Below are 11738 nucleotides of genomic sequence, written 5' to 3'. Positions count from 1 at the left end.
GCGCCGCAATCGGCCACGCACTCGATGCCTTCACCCCCGAGGAATGCGCCAATTACCTGAAAAATTCAGGCTATCGAACTTAATGCCATCACGCTTTAGAGCCAATCCTTCAGCTTCCACGACGCCGGCTTCCACCGCGTCAGGTTCTCGAGCTTCCACTGCTTGATCATCGCCGGCGGCCAGCGGCTGAGCTTCGAGGTCTCCTCGACCTCGGGCCTGGCGACGATGGGCAAGGGCGTTGCGCGTCGCCGGTGCTGGCGCGTCGCCTCGCCGATCAGATCGACATATTCAGGCTTGTTGGCCATGCGCTGTGTCCTCGCGAAACCGTCGCGAGGACACAGTGTCGGCGATGCCGATTAACGGCCGTTTGCCGCTTTAGCTCAAATTGCAGGGAGCGGCTTACCGCCACTCCCTGACGTCGACGAAGTGACCCGCGATCGCGGCGGCTGCCGCCATCGCCGGCGACACCAGATGCGTGCGGCCCTTGAAACCCTGGCGGCCCTCGAAGTTGCGGTTCGAGGTTGAGGCGCAGCGCTCTTCCGGGGCCAGCTTGTCCGGGTTCATCGCGAGGCACATCGAGCAACCGGGCTCGCGCCATTCGAAGCCGGCCTTGATGAAGATCTTGTCCAGACCCTCAGCCTCGGCCTGCTCCTTCACGAGGCCCGAGCCCGGCACGACCATGGCGTTGACATGCGCTGAAACGGTCTTGCCTTCGGCAATCTTCGCCGCCGCGCGCAGATCCTCGATGCGGCCGTTGGTGCAGGAGCCGATGAAGATGCGGTCGAGCTTGATGTCGGTGATCTTCGTGCCCGCCGTCAGGCCCATGTATTTCAGCGCGCGGTGCTTGGAGAGACGCTTGGCCTCGTCCGCGATCTGATCCGGATCGGGCACGATGCCGGTCACCGAGATGACGTCCTCGGGCGAGGTGCCCCAGGTCACGATCGGCGGCAGCTTGGCAGCGTCGAGGCGCAGCTCGTGGTCGAAATGCGCGCCGTCGTCGGAGCGCAGCTTCTCCCAGTAGCGCATCGCCGCGTCCCAGTCCGCGCCCTTCGGCGCCTTCGGGCGGCCGCGCAGGAAATCGAACGCCTTCTGGTCGGGCGCAACCAGGCCGGCGCGCGCGCCGCCCTCGATCGACATGTTGCAGACCGTCATGCGGCCTTCCATCGACAATGCGCGGATCGCATCGCCGGCGTATTCCAGCACGTAGCCGGTGCCGCCGGCAGTGCCGATCTCGCCGATGATGGCGAGGATGATGTCCTTGCCCGTCACGCCTTCAGGCAATTTGCCGTCGACGGTCACGCGCATGTTCTTCGCCTTCTTCTGGATCAGCGTCTGCGTCGCCAGCACGTGCTCGACCTCGGAGGTGCCGATGCCGTGTGCGAGCGCGCCGAACGCGCCATGCGTCGAGGTGTGGCTGTCACCGCAGACGATGGTGGTGCCGGGCAGGGTAAAGCCCTGCTCGGGCCCGATGACGTGGACGACGCCCTGGCGCTTGTCGAACTCGTCGTAATATTCGATGCCGAATTGCTTGGCGTTCTCGGCCAGCGCCTTGATCTGCTCGATACTCTCCGGATCGGGATTCGGCTTGGTGCGATCGGTGGTCGGCACGTTGTGGTCGACGACGGCGAGCGTCTTTTCCGGCGAGTGCACCTTGCGGCCGGTGGCGCGCAGACCCTCGAACGCCTGCGGCGAGGTCACTTCGTGCACCAGATGGCGGTCGATATAGAGCAGGCAGGTGCCGTCGTCGGCTTCGTGCACCAGATGGTCGTTCCAGATCTTGTCGTACAATGTGGTCGGCTTGGACATGAGCTTCAGCTCCAGGAATGTTGTGGTGCGGATATGCGCGGTCACGCGCGGGCAACAAAATCGTCAGCGCAGCTTTTAGGCTGCGCGCGTAAGCTCTGACGTTGCCGAGGTCGCGAAGCGTCCGAAGAACCGGCCAGGCAGCCGCGAGCGATCGTCGATGACGATGCGCGTGACGGGGGCGAGGCTGGTCTGATCTGGAAACATTCCAAGAATATATAGCAGGCCGATTTGGAAGCGCGAGTGCTTTGACGCGCACGGCTGACGCAACAAAAAAGCGCGGGGTTTTGCCCCGCGCTCTCTAGAACTCGTCTGTAAACGGAGCTTACTCGTTGACGGCCTTGGCGTGCTCAGTCTTCTCGACGATGCGGGCCGACTTGCCGCGAAGGTTGCGGAGGTAATAGAGCTTGGCACGACGCACCTTGCCGCGGCGCACCACCTTGATCGAGTCGATCATCGGGGAGAGCAGCGGGAACACGCGCTCGACACCCTCGCCATAGGAGATCTTGCGGACGGTGAAGCTCTCGTTGAGGCCGCCGCCGGAACGGCCGATGCAGACGCCTTCATAGGCCTGCACGCGGGTACGGTCGCCTTCGACGACCTTCACGTTGACGATCACGGTGTCACCGGGACCGAATTCCGGAATCTCCTTGCTGGCGGAGAGCTTGTCGAATTGCTCTTTTTCGAGCTGTTGGATCAGGTTCATGGGTATCTCCATCGGCGCGCCCAGCCGCAGGACGGGGGCTGCGCGAAATTCGTTGATCCAGCTATTGCGGATGTGGCCGCTCCTATAAGGCAAGCCGGAGCGTTTGTCACCCGTCTGTCTTGTTTTTTGGCGTTTTTTGGCGTCTGGCTCGATTCGGGGCTTTGGCTGGGATTTTGGCCCACAAATCAGGCCGCCGGGCCGCGGTCAGGGCCTCGGATTGTGCCCGCCGCCAGGCTGCAACCTTGGCGTGGTCGCCGGAGGTCAGGGTCTCCGGGATCGGAGCCCCCTCGAACAGCTGCGGGCGGGTGTATTGGGGGTACTCGAGGAGGCCCTCCGAGAAGCTTTCCTCGGTTCCCGAGGCCTCCTTGCCCATCACGCCGGGCAACAGCCGGACGCAGGCGTCGATCAGGGCTAGAGCGGCGATTTCGCCCCCGGACAGCACGTAGTCGCCGATCGAGACCTCCTCCAGGCCCCGTCCGTCGATCACCCGCTGGTCCACGCCCTCGAACCGTCCGCAAACGATCAGGGGACCCGGACCCTCGGCCAGTTCCATCACCCGGGCCTGGGTCAATGGCCGACCCCTCGGGCTCATCAGCAGTTTCGGCCGGTCCGGGCTGATCTCGACGGCATCGATCGCTGCCGCCAGAACATCGGCCCGCAGCACCATGCCGGGTCCGCCGCCGGCCGGGGTGTCATCGACGCTCCGATGCCGGTCGGTGGCCGAGGCCCGGATGTCCCGCGCCTCGAGCTCCCAGAGCCCGCCAGCCAGCGCCCGGCCGGCCAGGCTCACGCCGAGCGGCCCCGGAAACATCTCCGGAAACAGCGTCAGCACCGTCGCGCGCCAGGGTGAGGAGGTCGTCATTGCTTCCCGATCTCGTCGTCCCGGGGCGCGCGGAGCGCGAGCCCGGGACCCATAACCATCGCACTTCGTTTTGCGATGATCGAGGCTACCAGCTTAGCCAAAAAACCACGGCCTGCGATTATGGGTCCCCGCCTTCGCGGGGACGGCCCGTGGATAGGGCTTCGTCCTTGTCCTCACCCTCGATCTCCTGCGGCAGCGCGATCACGACGCGTCCGCCTGTGAGATCGACTTCCGGCACCACCGCGTTTGTAAACGGCAGCAGCATCGTCGTGCCCTTTGCAGATCCTTTGGGGGGAGCGATCTCGATGATGTCGCCGGCGCCGAAATTGTGGATCGCGAGCACGCGGCCGAGCGCGTCGCCGTCGGTGGTGACGGCGGCGAGCCCGATCAGGTCGGTGTGGTAATATTCGTCCGCATCGGTCGCGGGCAGCTTTTCGCGCGCGACGTAGAGCTCAATGCCGTTGAGGCGCTCGGCCTCATCGCGGGTCGTGACGCCCTTGAACGTCGCGACCAGATGATCCTTGGCCTCGCGTGCCTGCGCAACCTCGAACTGGCGCTTGCCGTCTTTCGCGAGAAGCGGACCGTAGCGTTTGATGGCAAAGGGATCTTCGGTGAAGGTCCACAGCTTGACCGCACCGCGCACACCATGCGCGGCGCCGATCCGCGCGACGCAGACCAGCGCCGACATGGTCTGACCTTAACCCTTCGCGGCGGCTTCGGCCTGCGCCTTGCGCTCCTTGCGCGGCACGGCCTTCTCAGGGTTGTTGCGCGCTTCGCGCTTCTTGACGCCGGCGGCGTCGAGGAAACGCGCCACGCGGTCCGACGGCTGCGCGCCCTTGGCGACCCAGGCCTTCACCTTGTCCATGTCGAGCTTGAGGCGGGCCTCGTTGTCCTTCGGCAGCAGCGGGTTGAAATAACCGAGACGCTCGATGAAGCGGCCATCGCGGGGAAAGCGCGAATCGGCGACGACGACGTGATAGACGGGGCGCTTCTTGGTGCCTGCACGAGCGAGGCGGATAACGACGGACATCTGGTTCTCCTTCAAAGTACAGTTTGTTCGGTTGATTGGTATTCCGCGTCGCGCGAGATGCTTAGGATCCCTCGCGACGAATTCCTCATTTCTTCTTGCCCGGAAATCCGCCGAGGCCCGGCAGCGTCGGCTTGCCGCTCAGCCCGGTCAGTCCGGGAACGTTGGGCAGGCCGGTGCGCAGACCAGCGGGCAAATCCTTCGGCAGGCTGGGCAGACCCTGCCCGCCGCCGCTCTGCATCTTCTCCTGCAACGCCTTCATCTCTTCCGGTGAGGGCGGCTTCATGCCACCGCCAAAGCCCATCGCCTGTGCGATGCCGGCGAGCGGGCCGCGCTTGCCCGAGCCCATGGCCTTCATCACGTCGGCCATGTTCCGGTGCATCTTGAGCAGCTTGTTGACCTGCTCGACGCTCTGGCCGCTTCCTGCGGCGATGCGCTTCTTGCGGCTGGCCTTGAGCAGGTCGGGATGACGGCGCTCGTCGCGCGTCATGGAATCGATCACCGCGACCTGGCGCTTCAGGATCTTGTCGTCGATGCCGGCGGCCGCGATCTGGTTCTTCATCTTGGCGATGCCGGGCATCATGCCCATCAGCCCGCTGATGCCGCCCATATTCGCCATCTGCAACAGCTGCTCGCGCATGTCGTTGAGGTCGAACTGCCCCTTGCGCATGCGCTCGGCGGTGCGCGCGGCCTTTTCGGCGTCGATGTTGGCGGCGGCACGTTCGACCAGCGACACCACGTCGCCCATGCCGAGGATGCGGCCGGCGATACGATCGGGGTGGAAATCTTCCAGCGCGTCGGTCTTTTCACCGGTGCCGATCAGCTTGATCGGCTTGCCGGTGACGGCGCGCATCGACAGCGCAGCGCCGCCGCGGCCGTCGCCGTCGACTCGTGTCAGCACGATGCCGGTGAGGCCGACGCGCTGATCGAAGGCGCGGGCAAGGTTGACTGCGTCCTGGCCGGTGAGGCTGTCGGCAACCAGCAGCACTTCATGCGGGTTGGCAGCGGCTTTGATCGCCGCTGCTTCCGCCATCATGTCTTCGTCGAGCGTGGTGCGGCCGGCGGTATCGAGCAGCACGACATCGTAGCCGCCGAGCTTGCCGGCCTCCAGCGCGCGCTTCGCGATCTGAGCCGGCTGCTGGCCGGCGACGATCGGCAGCGTCGGAATGTCGAGATCGCGCCCGAGCACGGCCAGCTGCTCCATCGCCGCCGGGCGATAGATGTCGAGCGAAGCCATCAGCACCTTGCGCTTGTCGCGCTGGACCATGCGGCGGGCGAGCTTTGCGGTGGTGGTGGTCTTACCGGAGCCTTGCAGGCCGACCATCATGATCGGAACCGGCGGCACGGAATTGATGTCGATGGTCTGGCTTTCGGCACCGAGCGTGTTGATCAGCTCGTCATGGACGATCTTGACCACCATCTGGCCGGGCGTGACCGACTTGACGACGGTGGCGCCGATCGCCTGCTCGCGGACGCGCTCGGTGAAGCTGCGCACCACCTCTAACGCGACGTCGGCCTCCAGCAGCGCGCGGCGCACCTCGCGCATCGCGGCGTCGACGTCCTTTTCGGTCAGCGCACCGCGCCCCGTCAGACGATCGAGAATGCCACCAAGCCGTTCCGACAGATTGTCGAACAATGCCGTTGTCCCTTGTCCTGCTCGCGCAGGGTTGCCGCGTTCACCACTGTCATGCCCCGGCTCGACCGGGGCATCCAGTACGCCGCGGCACCTCGGTTCAGCCGAGCTGCCTCTGGGATACTGGATCGCCCGATCAAGTCGGGCGATGACCACTTCCTGAGCAAGCGATCTTCCAAACACCTTTGCGCCCGAGGGCGCACAGCGCTGTCGGGCGTTGGCCTCTGGCCTCCAGGGCCAGTGGGCGGGTCGAAAAGAAAGCCTTTCCGAGAAAGTGGCGGGGTTAAACGCCGCTCCCGCCCAAAAGTCAAGGAAAGTTAGGGGGCCGGGGTGCCTTTGCCAGGGCAAGGCTCTGAAAATACGGAACTTTTGGCGGCCGGTTCCTTTTGCTCGGGCTCCGCCCATATAGAATGTGATGATTTACCTCCGTTACCATCCCTGAAGCCCGCTTGTGCCGATCACCCGCCGCCGCGTTTTCGGACTGCTCGCCGGTGGCGCCGCGCTGGTCGGTGTTCCGCCCCTCTGGATGTCCCGCATGAAAACCTATGACGGCCCGGTCTCCGACCATTTTGACGGCCTGACCTTCTTCGATCCCGACGGGGCGCCGCCGAGATCGCTCGGCGAGGTGCTGCGGTGGCAATTAGGTGGCCGGGGGCAGCGCGCGGACTGGCCCGACTGGGTGCCCAACCCCCATGCCGACACGCCGCCGCAGCGCGTCGAGGGCGACAAGGTGCGGCTCTCCTTCGTCGGCCACGTCAGCTGGCTGGTCCAGGCCGGCGGCCTCAACATCCTCGTCGATCCCGTCTGGTCCTCGCGGGTCTCGCCCGTCAGCTTTGCCGGACCGAAGCGGCACAACGACCCCGGTATCGCGTTCGAGAAGCTGCCGAAGATCGACGTCGTGCTGGTCTCGCACGGTCATTACGATCATCTGGACATCGCGACGCTGTCGCGGCTTGCCAAGAACTTTGCGCCGCGCGTGGTGACGCCACTCGGCAACGACGTAACGATGCGCAGCGCCGACTCCTCCATCAAGGTGGAGGCCTTCGACTGGCACGATCGCGTCGAGCTCGGCGGCGGCATCGCCGTGACGCTGGTGCCGACCCGGCACTGGTCGGCGCGCGGCATGTTCGATCGCAACAAGGCACTGTGGGCGAGTTTCGTGCTGGAGACGCCGGCGGGGAAAATCTACGTGGTCTGCGATTCCGGCTATGGCGACGGCGGGCACTTTCGCCGCGTCGCAGAGAAGCACGGGCCGCTGCGTCTGGCGATCCTCCCGATCGGCGCCTACGAACCGCGCTGGTTCATGCGCGACCAGCACATGAATCCGGAAGACGCCGTGAAGGCGCTGGCCGATTGCGGCGCGCAAGCCGCGCTCGGGCATCATCACGGCACGTTCCAGCTGACCGATGAAGCGATCGACGCGCCGGCCAAGGCGCTGGTCGAAGCACTCGATGCCGCGAAGCTTCCGCAGGAACGGTTCGTGGCGATGCAGCCGGGACAGGTGGTGGAGATCTGAATCCATCCACGTACACAACTTGCCCCGGACGCAGCGCAGCGTCTCTTCGACGGTACGCTGCAGAGCCGGGGCCCATGCAGCAGCACGTGCCGTTGGCTTTCTGGGTCCCGGCTCTGCGCAGCAGCGTTTCACGCTGCAGCGCGTCCGGGACACGAGACTTACTTGCCCTCAGGGCGAATAATCGCCCAGCTCACATTCACCGTCACCGACAGCGTTTCCTCGCCCGGGGCGACTGCCGCGGGCGCCGCCATCGGCGCGGTCGCCATTCTTGCCTTGAACAGCGGCACCGGAGCGCCGCCCTCGGATACGCTGAGCGGCGCGCCGAGCGTGACGCCGGTGGCCTTGGCGTAGATCTCGGCCTTGCGGCGGGCGTCCACGACCGCCTGTTCGCGGGCATCGTCGAGCAGTTTTGAGGCCTGCGTCACCTCGAACGAGATGTTGCCGATGTCGTTGGCGCCGGCGCCGACCAGCGTGTCGATGATGCCAGCGACCTTGGTCACGTCGCGGATCTTCACGGTGACGCGGTTAGAGGCGCGGAACCCGACCACGGGCGAAGCGCCGGTGGATTTGTTCTGGCCGTATTGCGGCTGCAAGGACAGGCGCGAGGTCTGATAGTCCTTCTCGGCGATGCCGGAGCCCTTCAGCGCCAGCAGCACCTTGCCCATCGCGGCGTTGTTGGCGTCGGAGGCTTCCTTCGCCGTCTTGGCGTCGTTGGCGACGCCGGCATCGATCTGCGCGAGATCGGGTGCCGCGGAAATCGTGGCTTCGCCGCTCACCGAGATCGCGGAGGGAAAATCGTCCGCGCGTGCGGGCGTCGCCAGCAGCGTGGCGGCGAAAGCGGCGGCAAGGGACGTAAAAAGGACGGCAGGCTTCTTCATCTCTCTCACTTCAATGGCACGAACACGTTGATCACGAGCTTGTCCTCCGCCGTCTTCAGGGGATCGGTGAGGTACTCCTCGATAAAGGTGTCCTTGGCTTCCAGCTTCTTGTCGTCGAGGTGATTGGTGATCGCCTCATAGGTGTTGTCCATGTTGTCGTAGGAGCCGCGATGGACGAATTTCAACGCCTTGCCTTCCGGCGATTTGCCGATGCTCATGTCCTTGGGCAGGTTCTTCGGGTCCTGCTCGACCGGGATCTCGGCCAGGAAGGTGAAGCCGGTGTCGTCGGTCGAGGTGTAGACGATCATCGAATTGCCGGCGGGCTTGATGCCCTGCTTGTCCAGCAGCGTGTTCAGCGCCTTGAAAGCGTCGATCAGCGTGTCGAAGGCCGAATCCCAATTGGCAGTGCCCTTGACCATCACGACCTTCTTCGGCTCGAGCGTGGTCTCCAGGCCAAAGGGATCGGCGGTCTGCACCGGGGCAGGCGTCGCGGCCGCAGCGGGCGGTGGGGCCGCCGGAGCGGGTGAGGGCGAAGCACTGGCCGCAGGCGATGGCGCCGCCGCGGGCGCAGGTGCGGCACTTGCGGCCGGGGAGGGCGAGGCCGACGGAGCCGGCGAGGGGCTGGCCGACGCGGCGGGCGCCGGGCTCGGGGTCTGCGCCAGAGCGCCGGGCACGCCAAACGACATGGTCGCTGCCGGGATCAGCGCGAGCAGTGCGAGGCGACAAAAACGATTCATTCTATTCTCCCCAAGGGGCTTATGCGCCAAGGCCTTACGTCCCCAACGCCCTGAGCCGGCCGCGCGTCCCGGATTGCGCGAACCGTGCCGTTCTAACACGCGAGTGCCGAATTCGTCCCATGACAGATGCGTCATGGCCATGGCGGCAAATCACTGGCCAACCCGCCAAGGATCGCCATATAAGGCAGGCGAAATTCGGGACATTTCATGAGCGCTCTGGCCAACCACGCATTTGCCAAGATGAACGGCATCGGCAACGAGATCGTCGTTGTCGACATGCGTGATTCCGCCGCGCCGGTGACGCCGGACGACGCCCGCGCGGTCGCGTCCGCGCCGGGCGGCGTGCCTTACGACCAGCTCATGGTGCTCCGGAAGCCGCGGTTCGACGGTACCGAGGCCTTCATCAGCATCTACAACAACGACGGCTCCGAGGCCGGCGCCTGCGGCAACGGCATGCGCTGCGTGGTGCGACGCATCTTCGAGAAGACCGGGCAGACCACGGCAACGTTCGAGACCGCTGCGGGCCTGCTCAATTGCTGGCAGGGCCCGGCGCCCGATCTCTACACCGTCGATATGGGCGCGCCGAAATTCGGCTGGCAGGAGATTCCCCTGGCGGAGGAGTTTCGCGACACCCGCTACATCGAATTGCAGATCGGGCCGATCGACAATCCGATCCTGCATTCGCCCTCGGTGGTGAGCATGGGCAATCCGCATGCGATCTTCTGGGTCGAGGACGTCAACGCCTACGATCTCGAGCGTTTTGGTCCGCTGCTGGAAAATCATCCTATCTTCCCCGAACGTGCCAACATCACGCTCGCCCATATCGTCGATCCCCAGCACATCACGATCCGCACCTGGGAGCGTGGCGCGGGCCTGACCAGAGCTTGTGGTTCGGCGGCGTGCGCGACCGCGGTCGCTGCCGCGCGGCTGAAGCGCACCGAGCGCAATGTCGAGATCACGCTGCCCGGCGGCAAGCTCGGGATCGAATGGCGTGAAAACGACGACCACGTGCTGATGACGGGCCCCGCGACCTTCGAATATGAGGGCTCCTTCGATCCGGCGCTGTTCGCGCCGGTCGGCTGATGGCCGTCGACGTCGTCACCTTCGGCTGCCGCCTCAATGCCTTCGAGGCCGAGCTGATCCGCCGCGAGGCCGAGGGCGCGGGCCTCTCCGACACCATCGTCATCAACAGCTGCGCCGTCACCAACGAAGCGGTGGCGCAGGCGCGCCAGTCGATCCGTAAATTGAAGCGCGAACGGCCGGGCGCGCGCATCGTCGTCACCGGCTGTGCGGCGCAGACGCAGAGCCGGATGTTCGCAGACATGGCCGAGGTCGATCGCGTCCTCGGCAATGACGACAAGATGCGCAGCGAAGCCTGGCGCGATGCGCGTGCCGCGTTCGATCTCGGTGCGAGCGAAAAGATCGCCGTTAGCGACATCATGGCGGTGAAGCAGATGGCGCCGCATCTGATCGACGGCTTTGCGAGCGGCCTGCCGCGCGTGTTCGTGCAGGTGCAGAACGGCTGCGACCATCGTTGCACGTTCTGCATCATCCCCTATGGCCGCGGCAATTCACGCTCGGTGCCGATGGGCGCGGTGGTCGATCAGGTGCGGGCGCTGGTTGCGCGCGGCCATGCCGAGATCGTGCTGACCGGTGTGGACCTCACCAGCTATGGCGCCGACCTGCCGGGTGCACCAAGACTCGGCATGCTGACCAAGCAGATCTTGCGGCATGTGCCGGAGCTGAAGCGCCTGCGCATCTCCTCGATCGATTCGATCGAGGCAGATGCCGATCTGCTGGATGCCATCGGCGACGATGCGCGCCTGATGCCGCATCTGCACCTGTCGCTGCAATCCGGCGACGACATGATTTTGAAGCGCATGAAACGGCGGCATTCGCGCAACGACGCGATCGCGTTCTGCGACCAGGTGCGCCACCTGCGTCCGGATATCGCCTTCGGCGCCGACATCATCGCGGGCTTTCCGACCGAGACCGAGGAGATGTTTTCGCGCTCGCTGGATCTCGTGGAGGAGTGCGGTCTGACGTTCCTGCACGTCTTCCCGTATTCGCCGCGCCCCGGCACGCCGGCCGCGCGGATGCCGCAGGTCGCAGGTGGTGCGATCAAGGAGCGTGCGAAGCGGCTGCGTACGGCGGGCGAAGCGGCGTTACGACGGCGGTTGCAAGCCGAGGCCGGCGCCACGCGTGACGTGCTGATCGAGAGCGACAGCCAGGGCCGCACGGAGCATTATCTGCCGGTGGCGATCGCGGGTGAACGTATTGGCCGTGTGGTGCCGCTGATGATTGCCGGCAGTGATGGCGAGCGGCTGACCACGTAAGCAGTGCTTGCTTCCTTCTCCCCTTGTGGGAGAAGGTGGCGCGAAGCGCCGGATGGGGGGTTGCGTCCGCAAGCGCGGAGTTGAGTTTGCGGAGAGAGACCCCTCACCCGCCTCGCTTCGCGATGCACCCTCTCCCACAAGGGGCCTGTTGCGTTATCGGCTTTTGAGGCTGAAGACGTCAGGAGAGAAGGCCTTGGTCCTGGCAATGCCTGCGAAGATCTGTAGTTGTTGCCCTCAGCG

At 65.3% G+C, this 11738-nt stretch carries 12 protein-coding genes; 3 read left to right on the top strand and 9 right to left on the bottom strand.

Annotated elements, in window-relative coordinates; genetic code table 11:
* Window positions 1–95 precede the first annotated feature (95 nt).
* From CT676_RS41650 to ffh, 7 genes are all read right to left on the bottom strand, one after another.
* Complete coding sequence (locus CT676_RS41650) at window positions 96–305, bottom strand: hypothetical protein (RefSeq protein WP_135217132.1); 210 nt, start codon at window positions 303–305, stop codon at window positions 96–98.
* Between the two features lie 94 nt (window positions 306–399).
* Entirely contained in the window at window positions 400–1806 is a 1407-nt protein-coding gene (leuC, locus tag CT676_RS41645) for a 3-isopropylmalate dehydratase large subunit (RefSeq protein ID WP_063985988.1), read from the bottom strand.
* Window positions 1807–2128: 322 nt separating this feature from the next.
* Window positions 2129–2509 (bottom strand): 50S ribosomal protein L19, encoded by a 381-nt coding sequence (gene rplS, locus CT676_RS41640; RefSeq protein ID WP_063980390.1) that lies wholly within the window; start codon window positions 2507–2509, stop codon window positions 2129–2131.
* A 106-nt stretch (window positions 2510–2615) separates the two neighbouring features.
* Window positions 2616–3371 carry a tRNA (guanosine(37)-N1)-methyltransferase TrmD gene (trmD, locus tag CT676_RS41635; RefSeq protein WP_135217131.1) on the bottom strand — a complete coding sequence of 252 codons (756 nt, stop codon included), beginning with the start codon at window positions 3369–3371 and terminating at the stop codon, window positions 2616–2618.
* Window positions 3372–3489: 118 nt separating this feature from the next.
* Window positions 3490–4059 (bottom strand): ribosome maturation factor RimM, encoded by a 570-nt coding sequence (gene rimM / locus CT676_RS41630; RefSeq protein WP_135217130.1) that lies wholly within the window; start codon window positions 4057–4059, stop codon window positions 3490–3492.
* Between the two features lie 9 nt (window positions 4060–4068).
* The gene (gene rpsP / locus CT676_RS41625) at window positions 4069–4401 is read right to left on the bottom strand and encodes a 30S ribosomal protein S16 (protein WP_063980395.1); all 333 of its coding nucleotides are present in this window, start codon (window positions 4399–4401) and stop codon (window positions 4069–4071) included.
* A gap of 85 nt (window positions 4402–4486) precedes the next feature.
* On the bottom strand, window positions 4487–6034 hold the full coding sequence (ffh, locus tag CT676_RS41620) for a signal recognition particle protein (RefSeq protein ID WP_135217129.1): 1548 nt from the start codon (window positions 6032–6034) through the stop codon (window positions 4487–4489).
* A gap of 448 nt (window positions 6035–6482) precedes the next feature.
* Between ffh and CT676_RS41610 the strand changes: the two genes are divergently transcribed.
* Entirely contained in the window at window positions 6483–7547 is a 1065-nt protein-coding gene (locus CT676_RS41610; protein WP_071908661.1) for an MBL fold metallo-hydrolase, read from the top strand.
* A 158-nt stretch (window positions 7548–7705) separates the two neighbouring features.
* On the opposite strand, the gene CT676_RS41605 is transcribed toward CT676_RS41610, so the two are convergent.
* Together CT676_RS41605 and CT676_RS41600 are read right to left on the bottom strand one after the other, a co-directional pair.
* The gene (locus CT676_RS41605; RefSeq protein ID WP_167768333.1) at window positions 7706–8425 is read right to left on the bottom strand and encodes an SIMPL domain-containing protein; all 720 of its coding nucleotides are present in this window, start codon (window positions 8423–8425) and stop codon (window positions 7706–7708) included.
* 5 nt (window positions 8426–8430) lie between these two features.
* A complete protein-coding gene (locus tag CT676_RS41600; RefSeq protein WP_135217126.1) occupies window positions 8431–9162 on the bottom strand; it encodes a GyrI-like domain-containing protein in 732 nt (243 codons plus the stop codon).
* 207 nt (window positions 9163–9369) lie between these two features.
* On the opposite strand from CT676_RS41600, the gene dapF reads away from it, so the two are divergent.
* Both dapF and mtaB read left to right on the top strand, forming a co-directional pair.
* Entirely contained in the window at window positions 9370–10245 is an 876-nt protein-coding gene (dapF, locus tag CT676_RS41595; protein WP_135217125.1) for a diaminopimelate epimerase, read from the top strand.
* A complete protein-coding gene (gene mtaB, locus CT676_RS41590; RefSeq protein WP_135217124.1) occupies window positions 10245–11498 on the top strand; it encodes a tRNA (N(6)-L-threonylcarbamoyladenosine(37)-C(2))-methylthiotransferase MtaB in 1254 nt (417 codons plus the stop codon). Before dapF ends, mtaB begins: the two co-directional genes overlap by 1 nt.
* The last annotated feature ends 240 nt before the right edge of the window (window positions 11499–11738 follow it).

Origin of the sequence: Bradyrhizobium sp. MOS001 (genome assembly GCF_004634465.1) — a bacterium.
Taxonomy (GTDB): Bacteria; Pseudomonadota; Alphaproteobacteria; order Rhizobiales; family Xanthobacteraceae; genus Bradyrhizobium; species Bradyrhizobium barranii.
Note: the sequence above shows the minus strand (reverse complement) of the source record. Positions and strands in the feature narration are given on the sequence as shown.